The sequence below is a fragment of the Bradyrhizobium sp. ERR14 genome (assembly GCF_014198235.1).
Taxonomy (GTDB): Bacteria; Pseudomonadota; Alphaproteobacteria; order Rhizobiales; family Xanthobacteraceae; genus Bradyrhizobium.
This window is the reverse complement of sequence record NZ_JACIHD010000002.1, coordinates 562,018-580,431: the sequence shown is the minus strand read 5'-3', so window position 1 is coordinate 580,431 and position 18,414 is coordinate 562,018. Positions and strand designations below refer to the sequence as shown.

Sequence of the window (18,414 nt, the reverse complement as noted above, 5' to 3'; positions counted from 1 at the left end):
CCCGAATTCGGGCCCCCCCCCGACGCTCACGTCGAGACAAGCCTCAAAGACCGGGAAGGACGCCGATGACCGTGCACACTGGAAGGCATTTCTTACAGATTCCAGGACCGACCAACGTGCCCGACCGGGTGCTGCGGGCGATGGACATGCCGACGCTGGACCATCGCGGTCCGGAGTTCGCCGAGCTCGGTTTTGCGGTTCTCGCCTCGATGCAGCGGGTGTTCCGCACCAAGCAGCCCGTGATCATCTTCCCCTCGTCCGGCACCGGCGCCTGGGAAGCGGCGATGGTCAACGTGTTCGCGCCCGGCGACAAGCTCCTGATGTGCGAGACCGGCCAGTTCGCCGTGCTGTGGCGCGGCATCGCCGACAAGTTCAAGCTCGACGTCGACTTCATCCCGAGCGACTGGCGCCACGGCGCCGACCTCGCCGAGATCGAGAAGCGCCTCGTCGCCGATAAGCAGCACGCGATCAAGGCGGTCTGCGTCGTGCACAACGAGACCTCGACCGGTTGCGTGACGCCGCCCTTGGAGGTGCGCAAGCTGCTCGACCGCGTCAAGCATCCGGCGCTGTTGATGGTCGATACCATCTCCGGCCTCGGCTCGATGGAATATGAGCACGACGCCTGGGGCATCGACGTCTCGGTCGCCGGCTCCCAGAAAGGCCTGATGCTGCCGCCCGGACTCGGCTTCAACGCCGTCTCGGAGAAGGCGCTGGCCGTGGCCAAGGCCAACCCCGGCATGCGCTCCTACTGGGACTGGCAGGAAGTCATCAACTTCAACAAGCTCGGCACCTTCCCCTATACGCCCGCCACCAACCTGCTCTACGGCCTGCGCGAAGCGGTCAAGATGCTGGAGGAGGAGGGGCTGGAGAACGTCTGGACCCGCCACAAGCGCCACAGCGCGGCGACGCGTGCCGCGATCAAGGTCTGGGGCCTGGAGACGCAGTGCGCCGACCCGGCTGCACACTCGCCGGCGCTGACCGGCGTGCGCGTGCCTGATGGCCACGACGCCGACGCCTTCCGCAAGGTTGTGCTGGAGAACTTCGACATGTCGCTCGGCACCGGCCTGAACAAGGTCAAGGGCAAGGTCTTCCGCATCGGCCATATCGGCCACTTCAACGATCTGATGCTGATGGGCACGCTCGCCGGCGTCGAGATGGGCCTGGATCTCGCCAAGATTCCGCACCGGAGCGGCGGCGTCCTGGCGGCCATGGACGTCCTGAAGGGACGCGACGTGGTGCCGATGACCAAGGCTCAGGTGGCTTAACGCCTCGGCAGGTCTCGAGGAACTTAAGAGAAGAGAGCGCGCGATGAACGCACCGACGACTGCCAACGAAGACCTGCTCTACTCCGTCCAGGACGGCATCGCGCGGATCACCTTCAACCGCCCGCAGGCGCGCAACGCAATGACCTTCGCCATGTATGATCGCATGGCGGAGATCTGCCAGGAGATCAACGCCGACCGTTCGATCAAGGCGCTGATCCTGACCGGCGCCGGCGACAAGGCGTTTGCCTCCGGCACCGACATTTCCCAATTCCGTGCGTTCAAGACCGCGCAGGACGCGCTCGACTACGAGGCCCGCATCGACCGCGTGCTCGGCACGCTCGAGCAGTGCCGCGTGCCCGTGATCGCGGCCATCGCCGGCGCCTGCACCGGCGGCGGCGCCGGCATCGCGGCCTGCTGCGACCTGCGCATCGGCACCGAGACGACGCGCATGGGCTTTCCGATCGCGCGCACGCTCGGCAACTGCCTGTCGATGTCGAACATCAGCCGCGTCGTCGCGCTGGTCGGACCGGCCCGCACCAAGGATCTGATCTTCAAGGCGCGGCTCGTCGAGGCGCCGGAGGCGCTGGCGCTTGGCCTCCTCAACGAGGTCGTGCCCGACGTCGAGACGCTGCAGCGCCGCGCCGATGAGACCGCAAAGCTGGTCGCCAGCCACGCACCGCTCACGCTGGAAGCGACCAAGGAAGCGGTGCGCCGCATCCGCCGCACGCTGTCGCGCGAAGAGGGCGAGGACCTGATCCTGAAGGCGTATATGAGCGAAGATTTTCGCGAGGGCATGGACGCCTTCCTCAACAAGCGCACGCCGAACTGGAAGGGCAAGTAGCCCGCGTCCTTGGCCGGCTGCGCCATATTAGGGCGTTTACTCATAAAGGCGCAGACGTCGGCTTTGAGATCTAAGCAGAAATTTTCTGCTCAATCAGAGCGTTGCCGGTTTTGACCCAAAGCCGTCCTGCGCCACACGCCGTACTTGCGACGCAGCATCGCAGTCCGCGCGACCATCGAACGTGATACTTTGTCTCCCGTCGTCCTCAAGCTGCGATGAGGATTCGATGAAGCGGCGGGAGTTCATAGCGGCTACTGCGGCACTGCTCGTTTCGCGAAGGCGCTCGTGGGCGCAGGGAGCTCGCCGTCGACTTGGCTTTCTTGCCATAGGTGATGGGAGCGGGCGGGCCTTAAACCAAGCCGAGCGTGTGTTCGTTGATGCGCTGCAAAGTCTCGGCTGGGTGGAGGGGAAAAATCTGGTGATCGAGTATCGCTTTTCCCAACCACCGGATCGACTGCCAGCTTCCGTTGCCGACCTGGTTGCACTCAATCCGGATGTCCTCGTTGCTCCGGGACCACAAGCAGCCATGGCCCTGAAATCGGCGACTGCCACCATTCCGATTGTATTCGTGGGGGTAGCCGATCCCGTGCAGCTCGGCCTCGTCCAAGGCCTGTCACGCCCCGGTGGCAACATAACGGGTCTTTCGACCATGGTGCCGGATGACTTCCTCGCTAAACGTCTCGAGATCCTTCGGGAACTCGTACCCGGCGCCTCGAAGATTGCGCTCTTGGTCAATCCCGACAACCCAATGCAAAGGCATTACTTGGCGGAAGAGATACCCAGCATGGCTCGTAGGCTTGGTATAGTTCTGCCGATAGTTGAGGCGACCAGAGCCGAAGAACTCGACGCCGCCTTTGCCTCGGCCGCCGCTCAGCACGCCGATGCGATAGTCGATTTTGGTGATCCTCTCACCTATGTCGAGGCTCCGCGAATCATCGCGCTGGCGGCGAAATATCATCTGCCGGCAATCTACTTGTTCCGACATTACGCCAATGGCGGATTGTCGGTATACGGAGCCGACGCGGGCGATCTGATGCGCCGTGCGGGCGGCTATGTGGACAAGATACTCAAAGGCACCAAGCCTTCCGAGTTGCCGGTCGAGAGGCCAACCAAATTCGAGTTGGTCATCAACATGAAGACCGCCAAAGCACTCGGTCTCACTGTGTCCCCCTCGTTGCTCGTCCGCGCCGACGAGGTGATCGAATAGCGACCACAATTGCGGCGGTGCATGAGGGACCCATAAGACCTGAGCCAGAGCCGGATAGCACCAAGCTTTGCAAAAGCGAGGTACGCTGAAGCGTATCTGTCGTATCGTGTTGCGATGTGCGTGAAAGGCGAACCCGAGCTTAGCTGATAGAATACCGTTCAGCGCGCGCCGGTCATCGACCCTCGGAACGCCCCGCGCCTTGTTCGGCAAAAGCGGTTTGATCACATTCCACTCAAACTCAACCGCGTGACTACGGCATCGGAAGATTGTATGCTTGTCGCATGGGACTACTGATCTTCAGCACCAACGTCACGTTAGACGGCTGTGTCGACCACCAACAAGGAATCGCCGACAACGAGACACACGCCGTCTTCACTCGCCTCATGGACGAGAGCGGGGCGATGCTGTGGGGCCGCGTCACCTACGAGATGATGGAGAGCTACTGGCCAGCGGTCGCCCGCGGCGAAGCGGAGGTGCCGCCGCCGATGCGCGAGTGGGCGGTTAAGCTGGATGCCAAGCCGAAATACGTGGTGTCGTCAACGCGAAACGACTTCCCGTGGAACAATAGCCACCACATCGCCGGTGATCTGCGAACAGGCGTGCAGAATCTCAAGGATGCGACCCCGGCGGGCGTGCTCCTCGGTAGCGGCAAGCTCGCGGCTGAGCTGGATCGGCTGGATTTGATCGACGAGTACAAGTTCCTCGTTCACCCCAGGATCGTCGGCCACGGCCCCACTCTATACGAGAGCGGCTTGCCGAGCGCGCGAAAGCTCGAATTGGTTTCGGCGAAGCCGCTGCGCAACGGCGTTGTTGCTATGCACTACCGACGCTCTTTGGCGAAAGTCGCAAGGCAAGAATAGCTCATAGCCGGATTTTCACAGCGTGGGCGAGTTTTCTCTGCGGCAACAAATTAATGAGTATGCGACCCAGGTGCGGCGGCCGGCGGAAGCGATTGCTAGCCAACGTCAGCGGCCCCGCGCAATTGCAATTGTCACAACTCTTTCAAGCGGTTCCGCCCTCCGGAACCGCAGTTGCGCGCGTCTGCGGTTACGCGTCCACGTTGACGGCGCGACGAGCTCAGGCATAAGATCGCAGAGGTTGCATGATGCCTTCTCGTATTCCTCGTGCCGACAGGCCGGCCAGCAAGTGATTTTAAGTCCAATCGAATTGGTTGACGTGAACTCTGCGAAGCGTTCTGACCGACCGTCCTGCAACCGGACGTCATTGAACTGAAATTGAACTGAAGACAAAGCGACGTAATTTCCACGACGCGAGCCGCGCCAATTTCATTGCTGCCAACCATCCCGGGCACGGCCTCGCGAACAAGCCCACGCTCCTAGATCAAGACCCTAAGCCAACGCTTTGATGCAAGACCGTTGAGTCTCGTCTGATTTCTCAGACCGATCAGTCACGTCGCCGCGCCCCCGTGCGGCGGCGCCTCCATGGCAACGCAGGCAGGGATTTTTCCATGACCAACCACATGCCGGTTTTCACCTCGTCATCCGCGACGGGCAGCTTCACCGAATTTGCCAACCTCAACGATTCAACCACGCTGCACACTCTGTCCGGGACGATGAGCTTCAGGGACAGCGACAGGACCGACACCCATACGACGTCGGCGACGCTGCATTCCGCGGTGGTCTCGGGCGGAACGATCGTCCCGGCGGCCTCGCTTGCGCATTTCCAGACCGCGATGCAATCGCAGATCCTGAGCGATTCAAACGGCTCGGGGCAGCTCAAATGGAGTTTCAGCGACCAGGACCAGGATCTCGACTTCCTGGCCAAGAACCAGACGCTTGTCCTGATCTATGACGTCAAGGTCTTCGACAACCACGGCGGTTTCGCCATCCAGACCGTCAAGATCACCATCACCGGTACTGACGACAAGCCGGTGATCAACATGACCACGGCGGCGACAGTCACCGAGCAGGCCAACCAGACGCTGTCGCTCTCGCCCGACACGGTTCACGTCGCGCTCAACTTCACCGATGACGACCTCGCCAACACCGGGCACACCGCGACCGTGATCGGCGTCTCCGCCTCCGGTGCCACCGCGGGCCTGTTGCCAGGCGCGTTCGGCAACGCCGAGTTGATGTCGTTCTATCACGTCGACAACGTCGTCAAGAACTCGGGCTCGGCTACCGGCACCATCAACACCACCTTCTCCGCGCCCGATCTCGCTTTCGACTATCTTGCGGCTGGCCAGCATCTCGACATCACCTACACGGTGCAGCTCGACGACCATGCCGGCGGGATCTCGACGCAGACGGTCAACGTGACGGTGGTCGGCACCAACGACAGGCCATTTTTCCTGTCGTGTCCGGAATCGGCCGCGCTCGTCGAGGATCAGAATGTCGACCCCGGCGGCAATCTCACCGCACATGACAGCCTGCTCTTCACCGACATCGACCTTGCCGACGCGCACACCGTCTCGACGACCGTCACCGCGACCCGTTCGGGCGGCGGAGCGATCCCGCTGACCAATGCGCAGCTGCTGGCCGCATTCGGCACCGCGCTTCAGGATTCGACCGGTCATCTGATCGGCGAGGTCGACTGGAATTTCGCGTTTCCCAACTCCTCCGCCAATTTCCTCAACGGCGGTGAGACGCTCAAGCTTGTCTATCACGTCACGGTCGACGACGGTCACGGCGGCTCCACGACCCAGGACGTCACCATCACCGTTCTCGGGGTCAACCAGCCCGTGGTGATCACCAGCGGTCCGGAATCCTCCACCGTCGTCGAGCAGGACGCCACGACGGGCTCCCCGGTCCTGGACACGACGCCGACGATCCCGGCGGGCACGCTCGCCTTCACCGACCAGGACACCAGCGATACGCACACGGTGACGGTCACGCTGGACACGACCTCGGGGCCGACGCCGCCCGCCGCGACGCAGGCGGATCTCGCGGCGGCGCTGACGACGACATTGCACGATTCCACGGGTACCGGCACCGGCAGTATCGACTGGAACTTTGCGATTGCCGACAACGATCTCGACTATCTCGCGTTCAACGAGACGCTGACGGTGACGTACAACATCAAGGTCGCGGACGGCTCGACCAGTTCGACGCAGACCGTCTCCGTCGTCATCACCGGCGCCAACGACGCGCCGGTGATCACCAGCGGGCCGCAATCCGCGTCGCTGTCCGAGCAGCCCGGCGTGACCGGATCGCAATCGCCGGACACCACAAGCCCGGTGCCGACGGGAACGCTGAGCTTCAATGACGTCGATCTGTCGGACACGCATTCCGTCAGCGTCGTGCTGAATTCGGCGGTGTGGTCGGCCAATAGTTTTGCCGCCCCGGCGCAGACGTTGGTCGACCTTCAATCGGCGCTCGCAACGGTGCTGCATGATTCCACGGGCACCGGAATCGGCAGCATCGACTGGACTTTCAGCATTCCCGACGCCGATCTCGACTTCTTGAGTATCGGCGAGACGCTGACGGTGCAATACGACGTCAATGTCTGGGACGGCTTTATCAATTCGGTCCAGACCGTCACCGTGACCATCGACGGCGCGGCTGATCCGCTGGTCCTGACGCCGCTGACGATCGCGGCGTCCGACACGGCGGGCCCCGATGCCGGTACGGGTATCGCCACCGGCGCCATCTTCGACGTCACCCAGCCGGTCGATCAGAGCACGCCGCGGACCATCACCGAGGTCAACGGCAGCGCCGCCAATGTCGGCAATTCGGTCGCCGGCGCGCATGGAACGCTGGTGCTCAACGCCGATGGCTCCTACGGCTATGTCGCGGATGCGTCGGTCGACGCGCTGCTCGCCGGCGACAATGTCACCGACCAGTTCACCTTCGCGGTCGATGACGGCCAGGGCCACCAGGCCTCGACGACGATCACCTTCGACATCGCCGGCGCCAACGACAATCCGCTGGTTACGGCGGCCAATCTCAGCGGAGCGGTCACCGAGGACGCCGGGCCGCCGGTGATCCTCAACGGCGATTTCGAGACCGGCAATTTAGCCAATTGGACGGTGAGTGGCGGCGGCCACATCCACGTCGCGCAGCTCGAGCTCGGCGGCAGCTTCGGCCATTACTCGGTCGAGCTGTTGCCGACGAGCAATCCGGAAACGCTGTCGCAGAACGTCGCGACCACGCCCGGCCAACACTATTTCGTCAGCTTCGACGTCATCGGCGATCCCGAGAGCGTCAGTGCGCCGTTCACGGTATCGTGGGACGGCGCCACGATCCTGTCGCTCAGCAATGTGCCGGCCGGCGTCAACCATTATTCCTTCGATGTGCTCGGCGACGGCGTGCTGTCATCTACGCTGCTGCAATTTTCCTATGAGGACAATGACACCGGCATGATCCTCGATTCCGTCAATGTCAGCCCGGCGACAGGGCCGGCCACGGAATCCACGGCGGGCTCGCTGTCGTTCTCCGACGCCGAGACGGGGGATACCCACAGCGCCAGCTTCGTGCCGAACGGCAGCGGTTATGTCGGAACGTTCTCGCTCGATCCCATCAGCGAGGCCGGCGGCGCCGGGTCGCTCGCCTGGCACTTCACGGTCGACAATGCCGACATCCAGTTCCTAGCGCAGGGGCAGACGCTGACCCAGGACTATCTGGTGACGATCGCTGACAACAATGGCGGCTCGACCACGCAGGATGTCACCGTCACCATCAACGGCACCAATGATGCGCCGACGGCGGTCAGCGAGACCGTGATCACCGATGTCGGCACCAATGCGACGGTCCAGATCCCCAGCTGGGCTCTCGCCCTGAACGATACCGACCCCGACACCATCGACCATCTTTCGCTCGGCAGTATCACGACGAGCTCGGGAGGCAGTGCTTTCGCGTTCGGAGACGCCTTCTTCACCGACGACGGGACGCTCGGCGGCTCGTTCAGCTACACCGCCTCCGACGGAACGACCTCGTCCAATGCGGTCACGGCAACGATCATCAACAACACGGCCGGCGCGAGCGCGCTGACCGGCACCGGCGGCGACGACATCCTGATCGCGACCAACGGGAGCGAGACCATGAGCGGGGGCAGCGGCAACGACGTCCTGATCGCCACGGCCAGCGGCCATGCGATGACCGGCGGTGGTGGCAACGACACCTTCGCCTTCCTCCAGCCACCCGGTCCGAGTACGATCGGCGACTTCAACAACACTACCGAGCACGACCGCATCGCCGTCTCCGCGAGCAGCTTTGGCGGCGGGTTGACGGCAGGGATGGACGTGACGTTCGAGACCTCCGGCGACGATGTGTTCTCGGGTTTCTCCCAATTCCATTTCGACACCGGCAACCAGACGCTCTATTACAGCGCCGACGGGACGCAAGGCGCGGCGGTCGCCGTAGTCAGCGTCCAGAACGGCGTGCTGCTCAATCAGCACGACATATTGGTCGTGTAGACAGCGGGCCGAGCTCCAGGCCTCAAGGCGCGGGCTCCGCAAGGAGCCCGCTTTTTGCGTTGCGTCATCTCATTCCAAAGTCATAACGGGGATGACGTCGGATGGCTTGAACTTGGCCGGATTCGCCAGCACAATGGTCGTTGAATTCATCTCTGAATTTCCAATCCGAACAAGAACATAGGGAAGACGCCCGTGGGACATGGAATGAAGGCCGCGATTGCGCTGACAGTCGCGCTTTGCGGCACGCCGGCTGTTGCAGGCTGGGAGCCGGCAAAGCCCGTCGAGATCGTGGTGGCGGCAGGCGCGGGCGGCGCCTCCGACCAGATGGCGCGGATGATGCAGGCCGCGATCCAGAAGAACAATCTGATGAAGCAGCCGATCGTCGTCTCGCTCAAGGGCGGCGCCTCGGGTGCGGAAGCGCTGATGTACATGAAGTCCAGCGAGGGCGACCCGAACAAGGTGCTGATCGCCTATTCCTTGATCTACATGCTGCCGCTGTCGGCCAAGATCCCCTTCAACTGGCGTGAGCTGACCCCGGTGTCGGTGGTCGCGCTCGACCAGTTCGTGCTCTGGGACAACAGCGCGGGCCCCAAGACGGTGAAGGAATTCGTCGCGGCCGCGAAGGCGGCGAGCGCGCCGTTCAAGATGGGCGGCACCGGCTCCAAGCGCGAGGATCACGTGCTGACCGTCTTCCTCGAGCAGAAGACCGGCGCAAAATTCTCCTATCTGCCCTACAAGTCCGGCGGCGAGGCCGCGACCCAGCTGGTCGGCAACCACACCGAGGCCAACGTCAACAATCCATCCGAAAATCTCGAAGTGTGGCGCGCCGGCCAGGTGCGTCCGCTCTGCGTGTTCGACAAGGAGCGCATCTCCTACACCAGCAAGGTGACGGATACCCAGTCCTGGGCCGACATCCCCACCTGCAAGGAGGAGGGGGTCGACGTCCAGTACCTGATGCTGCGCGCGATGTTCCTGCCCGGCAAGGTGACCGCCGAGCAGCAGGCGTTCTATGTCGAGCTGTTTCACAAGGTGACGCAGACCGCCGAGTACAAGGACTACATGGAGAAGCAGGCGCTGAAGCCGATCTTCCTCACCGGCAAGGATATGGTGCAGTTCCTCGAGGAGGACGATGCCATCAACAAGTCGCTGATGACCGAAGCCGGATTCGTCGCGAAGTAGTCGTCCCTCTCTCTTCTCCCTCTCCCCGTTCTTACGGGGAGAGGGTTGGGGTGAGGGGCTCTCTCCGCGAGTCCGATTCTCACCGTCCTTGTGGAGACTCCCCCTCACCCCAACCCTCTCCCCGCACGCGGGGAGAGGGAGAATTGAACGCACTCCGTCCCTAACAGAGCATGTCCCAAACCGATCTAGAAATCGTCGTCGACGATCCGACCGCGCCTGAAGACGACTCGCCCTCCGTCGTCTCGTCCGGCACGATCGAGATCGTCGTCTGCCTCCTGCTGCTCGCGCTGGCCGTCACGCTCGGCTACGACAATTGGCGCACCGGCGCGTCCTGGGATTCGACCGGGCCCGAACCCGGCTATTTTCCGTTCTATCTCTCGGTCATCCTCGGCGGCGGCAGCCTTTACGGCCTGATCGTGGCGCTGCTGGCGCGGCGTGCGGCGTCCGGAACCTTCGTCACGCGCGCACAGGCCCGCCGCGTCATGGCGGTGTTCGTGCCGACGCTGCTGTTCTGCCTCGTGATGCAGTTCCTCGGCCTCTATGTCGCGAGCTTCCTGCTGATCTCCGGCTTCATGCGCCTCGTCGGCAAGATCGCGCTGTGGAAGTCGCTGCTCACCGCTCTTGTGTTCACGGCGATCATGTTCGTCACATTCGATGTCGCCTTCGACGTCATCATGCCGAAAGGGCCGCTCGAAGCGGCCTTCGGCCGCTAGGCGGTCCCGCGATGGAAGCTTTTGGTCTCCTGCTTCACGGCTTTGCCGTCCTGCTGACGTGGAAGACGCTCGTGCTGATGATGGTCGGGCTGGTGCTCGGCATCTTCGTCGGCGTGCTGCCGGGCCTCGGCGGCCCGAACGGCGTCGCGATCCTGCTGCCGCTCACCTTCACCATGGATCCGACCTCGGCGATCGTGATGCTGTCCTGCATCTATTGGGGCGCGCTGTTCGGCGGCGCGATCACCTCGATCCTGTTCAACATCCCCGGCGAAGCCTGGTCGGTCGCGACCACCTTCGACGGCTATCCGATGGCCCAGCAGGGCAGGGCGGCGGAGGCACTGACCGCGGCGTTCACCTCCTCCTTCATCGGCTCGCTGGTCGCGGTGCTGCTGATCACGTTCCTCGCGCCGATGATCTCGTCCTTTGCGCTGAAGTTCGGCCCGCCCGAGTTCTTCGCGGTGTATCTGCTGACCTTCTGCTCGTTCGTCGGATTGGGGCGCGAGGCCAAGCACAAGACGGTCATCTCGATGTCGCTGGGGCTGCTGCTCGCCGGCATCGGCATGGATACCGTGTCGGGCAATCTCCGCATGACCTTCGGCTCGCCGGAGCTGCTCCGCGGCATCAACTTCCTGGTCGCGGTGATCGGACTGTTCGGGATCAGCGAGATCCTGCTGACGATGGAGGAGCGGCTGGCGCTGCGCGGCCACGCCGCAAGCATATCGCTCCGCGTCGTGCTCGGCGTCTGGAAGGACCTGCCGAAATACTGGACCACGCTGCTGCGCTCCTCCTTCATCGGCTGCTGGCTCGGCATCACCCCAGGCGGCGCGATCGCGGCGTCCTTCATGGGCTACAACCTTGCCAAGCGCTTCGCCAAGGATCCCGAAAGTTTCGGCAAGGGCCGAATCGAGGGCGTGTTCGCGCCGGAGACGGCGGCACATGCGTCAGGCACCTCGGCGCTGCTGCCGATGCTGGCGCTCGGCATTCCCGGCTCGGGCACCGCGGCGATCCTGCTCGGCGGCCTGATGGTGTGGGGGCTCAATCCGGGCCCGCTGCTGTTCGTCGAGCACAAGGACTTCGTCTGGGGCCTGATCGCCTCGATGTATCTCGGCAATGTTGTCGGCCTCGTGCTGGTGCTGACGACCGTGCCGATCTTCGCCTCGATCCTGCGTGTGCCGTTTGCCGCGGTGGCGCCGATGATCGTGGTGTCCTGCGCGATCGGCGCCTATGCGATCCAGAACGCGATGTTCGACATCTGGCTGATGCTCGGCTTCGGCATCGTCGGCTACGTCTTCAAGAAGATCGGCATTCCGCTGGCGCCGTTCACCCTCGCGCTCGTGCTCGGCAATCGCGCCGAGGATGCCTTTCGTCTGTCGATGATCGGCTCTGGCGGCGACCTCAAGGTGTTCTGGTCGAACGGCCTGGTCGGCTCGATCACGACGCTGGCGATCGTCCTGCTGTTCTGGCCGGTGATCGACGGCATGCTTTCCCGCGTCGGATGGACGCAACGGACCAGGGCGACATCGCGACAGGCATAAATCGATTGGATTCAACTACATAAAGGGAGGCCATGTCGTTGTGGTCCGGCGCGCCACACCCTGCGATTGTTTCTGGATGTTGCCGGCATGGCACAGCCTTTGGGCAGGCGGTGACATATGTTTTGATCACAAAATTGTGCGGAGGGGGTTCTCCATGAAGCGGATCGTGATTGGAATGGCAGCGGCGATGTCGCTGTTCGCGACGGGCGCGTTGGCTGCCGATATCGCAGCAAGACCGTATGTGAAGGCGCCTATCGTCGATCCGGTGTGGAGCTGGACCGGCTGGTACGTCGGCGCCAATGGCGGCTACAGCTGGGGCCGTTCGCGCACCGACGTATCCTATTTTAACACCCCGACTGGCACACCGATCGCGCCTCCGGCCGGCTCCATCACCAGTGGGGCGTTCGACATGAACGGCGGTATCGCGGGCGGCCAAGCCGGCTACAATTGGCAAAATGCCAACTGGGTCTATGGCATCGAGGGCGACCTCCAGTGGTCGGGCGAGAAGGGCAGCGCCGGCTTCAGCTGCGTCGGTACTGCCGTCGCGCCGGTCGCCGGCCCCTGTCTTCCCGGCCTGACGTTCTTGCCGCCCGGCGGTCTGGCTGGCACGACCTTGACGGTCGACCAGAAGCTCCAGTGGTTCGGCACGGTCCGGGGCCGCGTTGGTATCCTGGCGACCCCGAAGGTGCTGTTCTACGGCACTGGCGGTCTGGCCTTCGGCGAAATCAAGACCACAGGCACGATGACGAGCTTCAGCGGCATTGCGCCCTTTGGCGCTCCGATTACATCGGTCGGTTCCAACTCAACCACGCGCGTCGGCTGGACCGCCGGCGTTGGCGTCGAGGGCAAGATCACCCGGAACTGGAGTGCCAAGCTCGAATATCTCTACATGGATCTCGGGCGCTTCTCGTCCGGTCCGTTCACGCTGTCGCCCGCCTTGCCGATCAGCGCCAATGTCTCGTCGCACTTCACCGACCACATCCTGCGCGCCGGCATCAACTACCAGTTCGACAGCCCGGTCGTCGCCAGGTACTAAGATCAACAGAGGCGTCCAACAAGAAGCAAAGCCCGGCTCGCGCCGGGCTTTGTCGTTTGGCGACGTCAGGCGAGGGGCTCACACCACCTTGGCGTCCCTGAGTTTGCTGATCTCGTCCGCGCTGAGGCCGAATTCCTTCAGGACCTCGTCGGTCTGCTCGCCGAATTCCGGCGGCCGCGCAACCATGCTGCTCGGCGTGCGCGACAGCGTCACGGGCTGCCCGATCAGGCGGATGTGGCGATCCTCGTCGTTCGGCACGTCCTGGGCGATGCCGAGATGCTTGACCTGGGCGTCCTCGAACATCTGGTCGATGGCGTAGATCGGCCCGCAGGGCACGCCGGCCTCGTTGAGCTCGCTGACCCAGGTTTCGGTCGATTTCGTCACGGTGCGCTTCTCGATCTCGGCGTTGAGCGCGTCACGATTCTTGGAGCGGGCAGGGGCCGTCGCATAGTCGGGATGGGCATAGAGTTCCGGTGCGCCGATCGCCTGGGCGCAGCGCTCCCAGATCCGCCCGCCCGTGGTGGCGATGTTGATGTAGCCGTCCGAGGTCTTGAACACGCCGGTCGGAATGCTGGTCGGATGGTTGTTGCCGGCCTGCTTGGCGACCTCCTTCTCCATCAGCCAGCGTGCGGCCTGGAAGTCGAGCATGAAGATCTGGGCCTGGAGCAGCGAGGTCTGCACCCACTGGCCCTTGCCCGAGACCTCGCGCTCGAGCAGCGCGGTGAGGATGCCCATGGCGCAGAACAGCCCGGCCGTCAGGTCGGCGACGGGGATGCCGACCCGCATCGGGCCTTCGCCCGGCGCCCCGGTGATCGACATCAGCCCGCCCATGCCTTGCGCGATCTGATCGAAGCCGGGCCGCTTGTGATAGGGGCCGTCCTGGCCGAAGCCGGAGATGCTGCCATAGACGATGCGCGGGTTTATTGCGGCAAGGCTCTCATAGTCGATGCCGAGCTTCTTCTTCACGTCGGGCCGAAAATTCTCGACCACGACGTCGGCCTTGGCGGCGAGGCGCTTGAACAAGGCGAGCCCGCGCTCGTCCTTCAGGTTCAGCGTCATGGCCCGCTTGTTGCGGTGCAAATTCTGGAAGTCGGAACCCCGGCGAGGCCCGCCCGGCTGCTCGCCGCCGGCATCCTCGGTCAGCGCGTCGATCTTGACGACATTGGCGCCCCAGTCCGCCAGCTGCCGCACGCAAGTGGGCCCGGAGCGGACGCGGGTCAGATCGAGCACGGTGAAGCGCGACAGGGCATCCGAGGCATGCGGAAAGGGCATCTTGAGAGGCTCCGGGACAGATTACGGGCCTACCATAGTGCCGAACGACCACGCGACAAGCCGGCCCGGCGCCGATGCCGCCTGCCGAAATGCCATGCCTGATGCGGTGTCCGAGCGATCAGCGCGACAGGCGCTTCAACTCCGTGCGTGCCTGCTCGGCCAGGGGATCATCGCCGTGGCGCGCAATGAAGAGCTCGAGCGCCTGGCGCGTTCCCTTGCGGCGGGCAGCTTCGTATTCCTCTGCCACCGCGACGGCGGGATCGCGGGCCATCGGCATGGAGGGCGCACGCGCCGCCTTGCCGCTGTCGTCCGCCTTGGCCTTCTCCACCATGACAGGGAATCCTCCGAAGGGTTGATGGTCGAGCCCGGCGAGCGCCATCAAGGCGCCAAACAGACCGGCTATGAGTGAACGTCGCTTCATGAAACCCTGCAATTACGGGTGCCGCAGGAACCGAGGCTGTTGTTCGCGTCCCGTATGACTACGGAATCTGATGGCTAACACAGTCTTATGGAAGAGGGGCAGGCGGAGCTGCCCAATTTAAACCAAACGTTTAACTCTCAAGCTAGAATCATGTGCTTTCTTCCCGAATCGCACGCGACGCGTTGCTCTGGAGAGTCCATTGGCCACCGCTGTTAATGTCAGTGCCACCAACAACGCCGAGATCGACGGCCTGCTGTCCGGCTACAAATGGACCGGCACGATCACCTATAGTTTTCCTGACGCATCCAGCGACTACCCCAATCCCTATTACGGCGGCAGCAGCGAGCCGACCACTTCGGGCTTTGCCTCGGCGCCCACCCAGATCCAGGCGGCCATCAACTACGCGATCGGGCTGATCCTCAGCTACACCAATGCCGACATCCAGTACGCGGGCACGAACGGCGCCGATATCATGATCGCGCAGTCGCCGGCGGCCAATCCGACCGCCTACGCCTACTATCCCGGCAATTACGCGTCCGGCGGTGACGTCTGGTTCGGCACTCAATACAATTTCTCGCTGGCCAAGCTCGGCAATTATTACTTCACCACCGCGCTGCACGAGCTCGGCCATGCCTTCGGCCTCAAGCACAGCCAGGAGGCCGGCGGCCCCGGCAACGTCGCGGTGCCGAGCGCGCATGACGACAGCGAATACACCGTCATGAGCTATCGCAGCTATGTCGGCGCTTCGACCACGTCCGGCTACACCAACGAAGCGTACGGATATTCGCAGACCTACATGGCCAACGATATCCTCGCGCTGCAGACGATGTACGGCGCGGACTACACGACCCAGAGCGGCAGCACCGTCTACACCTGGAATCCGACCACGGGGCAGGAGTTCATCAACGGTGTAGGGCAGCTCGCGCCGGGCGGCGGCGTCGGCGGCTCGGCCAACCGCATCTACGAGACGGTCTGGGACGGCGGCGGCGTCGATACCTACGACCTGTCGAACTACACGACCAACCTGAGCATCAATCTCAACCCCGGCGCCTCGTCGGTGTTCTCCTCGGTGCAACTGGCATATCTGGGCAACGGCCATTACGCGTCGGGCAACGTCTACAACGCCTATCTCTATAACGGCGACGCACGCTCCTACATCGACAACGCCATCGGCGGATCCGGCAACGACGCCATCGTCGGCAACGCCATCGCCAACACGCTGAACGGCGGCGGCGGCAACGACACGATCACCGGCGGGGCGGGCAACGACACCATCATCGGCGGCTCGGGCACCGACACCGCGGTGTATTCGGGCAGCCGGGCCAACTATCTGGTTTCGTACAATTCCGCGACGCAGACGTTCACGCTGGTCGACCAGCGCAGCGGCGTGCCCGACGGCACAGATACCGTCACCGGCGTCGAATATTTCCAGTTCGGGGGCGCCACGGTGGCCGCCTCCAGCCTCGTGCCGAGCGCGATCGAGACGTTCGGATCGACCAGCGTGGCCCTGACGAACGGCAACTATTACCTGAACAGCATCTCGACCGGCAGCGGACCCACGCTGAAATACGCCGGGTCTGTGGTGAATGCGGCCAATTACAGCACGTGGTCGGTGATCGGCGCCGAGCAGGTGTCGGGCGGTGGATACGACGTCGTCTGGAAGAACTCGGCAAATGCCCATTATTCGGTCTGGAGCACGGACAGCACCGGCAACTTCATCACGACTCTCGGCTCGGCCTCCGAGATGCTGGGGACGGACGCGGCTCTGAAAGGGCTGGAGCCGACGCTGCAGCAGGATCTCAATGGCGACGGCACGATCGGCTTGTCCGCCGTCACCATCCCCGGCGTCACGATCGAGGCGTTCGGGTCGACCGCGGCGGCTCTGTTTGGTGGCTACTATTATCTGGACGATATCTCGACCGGCAGCGGACCTACGCTGAAATATGCGGGCGCGGCTGTGATCGCTGCCAATTACGGCACTTGGTCGGTCGTCGGCGCCGAGCAGGTGTCGGGCGGCGGCTACGACGTGGTCTGGAAAAATTCGGCGAACGCCCACTACTCCGTCTGGAGCACGGACGCCAATGGCAACTTCCTGACCACACTTGCCGCGGCTCCTGAAGTGCTTGGCACCGATGCGTCGCTGCAGGCGTTGGAGCCGACGCTCCATCAGGACATCAACGGCGACGGCACGACTGGCGTCCCCGTTGCCCCCCTCGTCAGCAGCGGCACGATCGAAGCGCTGGGATCGACCAGCGTGGTCCTATCCGGTAGCACCTATTACCTGAACGACATCTCGACCGGCACCGGGCCCACCTTGAAATACGCTGGCTCCGTCGTGAATGCGGCCAATTACAGCACGTGGTCGGTGATCGGCGCCGAGCAAGTGTCGGGCGGTGGATACGACGTCGTCTGGAAGAACTCGGCAAATGCCCATTATTCGGTTTGGAGCACGGACAGCACCGGCAACTTCATCACGACTCTCGGGTCGGCTTCGGAGATGCTGGGGACCGACGCGTCTCTAAAAGGGCTGGAGCCGACGCTCCATCAGGATGTCAACGGTGACGGCACGATCGGTCTTCCCGTCGTCCCCGTCAGCGGCGTCACGATCGAGGCGTTCGGAGCGACCCGTGCGGTCTTGTCCAGCGGCAACTACTATCTGTACGACGCCGCCGGCACCGGCCCCACGCTGAAATACGCCGGGTCTGTGGTGAATGCGGCCAGTTATAGCACGTGGTCGGTGATCGGCGCCGAGCGGGTGTCAGGCGGCGGCTATGACGTGGTCTGGAAGAATTCGGCAAACGCCCACTATTCCGTCTGGAGCACCGACAGCAGCGGCAACTTCCTGACCACGCTCGCGGCGGCGCCCGAAGTGCTGGGGAATGATCCATCGCTGAAGGCGCTGGAGCCGACGCTTTACCAGGATCTCAATGGCGACGGTGCTATCGGCGCAGCGCCGCCCGCGACTGCGGGGCTTGGCACCTCCGGTGATGGCTTTGCGTTCAATTTCACTGAGGGCGGAATCTCAACGGCGGTCCCGTCCGAGCTGCCGGACGCCATGCCCGCGCCGGCCAGTACGCAGACTGCAGAGCAGTGGACTCAACCGGCGGGGAGCCACGACGCGGCTGTGATCGACATGCTGACCGAGTTCTTTCACAACCTGCACGAACATGGCTTTCTGCTGAGCTGACGGCACGCGTCGCGTCGAATCGACGCAGCACGGGCGATCATTGCTGTCATGGCAGGCGGATCGCATTGCTATTCGTGTGAGATGCACCTCGTGTTTGCGATCGCTTCTGGCCTGACCGTCACCAGCGGCTTCCTTGGACGAGGTTTGGCGACGCCCTAGGCGCGTTGATGGCGTGAAATTCCTCATAAAATGTACACGTCGAATTGAACCTTGCCTGTTCCGGCACGACCACTAGAAAGCTCGCCGTCTGTCGCGCAACAGTTGCGTGGTGCGAAGTGGCAAGAAGCCTGCCTTCCGTTTTTCCCAATAGTGTTGCGTATCCAATCATTTGAACACAAAGGCCGTATTGCGAGCGCCGAAAGCGGCGGGGGGAAAGTTTCAACG

The 18,414-nt window shown here is 63.3% G+C and carries 12 protein-coding genes and 1 pseudogene; 10 read left to right on the top strand and 3 right to left on the bottom strand.

Annotated features, from left to right (window positions below):
• The first annotated feature begins 65 nt into the window (after window positions 1-65).
• From GGD62_RS08905 to GGD62_RS08895, 3 genes are all read left to right on the top strand, one after another.
• On the top strand, window positions 66-1,265 hold the full coding sequence (locus tag GGD62_RS08905) for an alanine--glyoxylate aminotransferase family protein (protein WP_018319274.1): 1,200 nt from the start codon (window positions 66-68) through the stop codon (window positions 1,263-1,265).
• A 43-nt stretch (window positions 1,266-1,308) separates the two neighbouring features.
• Window positions 1,309-2,106, top strand: a complete 798-nt coding sequence (locus GGD62_RS08900; RefSeq protein ID WP_018319275.1) for an enoyl-CoA hydratase/isomerase family protein — start codon at window positions 1,309-1,311, stop codon at window positions 2,104-2,106.
• Window positions 2,107-2,332: 226 nt separating this feature from the next.
• Window positions 2,333-3,313: an ABC transporter substrate-binding protein gene (locus GGD62_RS08895; RefSeq protein ID WP_183708063.1), complete on the top strand. Its 981-nt coding sequence runs from the start codon at window positions 2,333-2,335 to the stop codon at window positions 3,311-3,313.
• Between the two features lie 145 nt (window positions 3,314-3,458).
• On the opposite strand, the pseudogene GGD62_RS41655 reads toward GGD62_RS08895, so the two are convergent.
• Window positions 3,459-3,580 (bottom strand): annotated as a pseudogene (locus tag GGD62_RS41655) (transposase); the annotation flags it as partial.
• A 14-nt stretch (window positions 3,581-3,594) separates the two neighbouring features.
• On the opposite strand from GGD62_RS41655, the gene GGD62_RS08885 reads away from it, so the two are divergent.
• The 6 genes from GGD62_RS08885 to GGD62_RS08860 all read left to right on the top strand — a co-directional run bounded on the left by GGD62_RS08885 (window position 3,595) and on the right by GGD62_RS08860 (window position 13,150).
• Window positions 3,595-4,173, top strand: coding sequence for a dihydrofolate reductase family protein (locus GGD62_RS08885; protein WP_183708061.1), 579 nt, complete (start codon window positions 3,595-3,597; stop codon window positions 4,171-4,173).
• Window positions 4,174-4,781: 608 nt separating this feature from the next.
• On the top strand, window positions 4,782-8,687 hold the full coding sequence (locus tag GGD62_RS08880; protein ID WP_183708059.1) for an S-layer family protein: 3,906 nt from the start codon (window positions 4,782-4,784) through the stop codon (window positions 8,685-8,687).
• 204 nt (window positions 8,688-8,891) lie between these two features.
• Entirely contained in the window at window positions 8,892-9,866 is a 975-nt protein-coding gene (locus tag GGD62_RS08875) for a tripartite tricarboxylate transporter substrate binding protein (RefSeq protein ID WP_165637466.1), read from the top strand.
• A 170-nt stretch (window positions 9,867-10,036) separates the two neighbouring features.
• A complete protein-coding gene (locus tag GGD62_RS08870) occupies window positions 10,037-10,579 on the top strand; it encodes a tripartite tricarboxylate transporter TctB family protein (RefSeq protein WP_152102644.1) in 543 nt (180 codons plus the stop codon).
• Window positions 10,580-10,590: 11 nt separating this feature from the next.
• Entirely contained in the window at window positions 10,591-12,114 is a 1,524-nt protein-coding gene (locus GGD62_RS08865; RefSeq protein WP_183235383.1) for a tripartite tricarboxylate transporter permease, read from the top strand.
• 154 nt (window positions 12,115-12,268) lie between these two features.
• Window positions 12,269-13,150 carry an outer membrane protein gene (locus tag GGD62_RS08860; protein ID WP_104461356.1) on the top strand — a complete coding sequence of 294 codons (882 nt, stop codon included), beginning with the start codon at window positions 12,269-12,271 and terminating at the stop codon, window positions 13,148-13,150.
• Between the two features lie 78 nt (window positions 13,151-13,228).
• On the opposite strand, the gene GGD62_RS08855 is transcribed toward GGD62_RS08860, so the two are convergent.
• Together GGD62_RS08855 and GGD62_RS08850 are read right to left on the bottom strand one after the other, a co-directional pair.
• A complete protein-coding gene (locus tag GGD62_RS08855) occupies window positions 13,229-14,422 on the bottom strand; it encodes a CaiB/BaiF CoA-transferase family protein (protein WP_183708057.1) in 1,194 nt (397 codons plus the stop codon).
• Window positions 14,423-14,540: 118 nt separating this feature from the next.
• On the bottom strand, window positions 14,541-14,843 hold the full coding sequence (locus GGD62_RS08850) for a hypothetical protein (RefSeq protein ID WP_183708055.1): 303 nt from the start codon (window positions 14,841-14,843) through the stop codon (window positions 14,541-14,543).
• A gap of 199 nt (window positions 14,844-15,042) precedes the next feature.
• On the opposite strand from GGD62_RS08850, the gene GGD62_RS08845 reads away from it, so the two are divergent.
• Window positions 15,043-18,030 (top strand): M10 family metallopeptidase C-terminal domain-containing protein, encoded by a 2,988-nt coding sequence (locus GGD62_RS08845; protein ID WP_183708053.1) that lies wholly within the window; start codon window positions 15,043-15,045, stop codon window positions 18,028-18,030.
• Window positions 18,031-18,414: the final 384 nt, after the last annotated feature.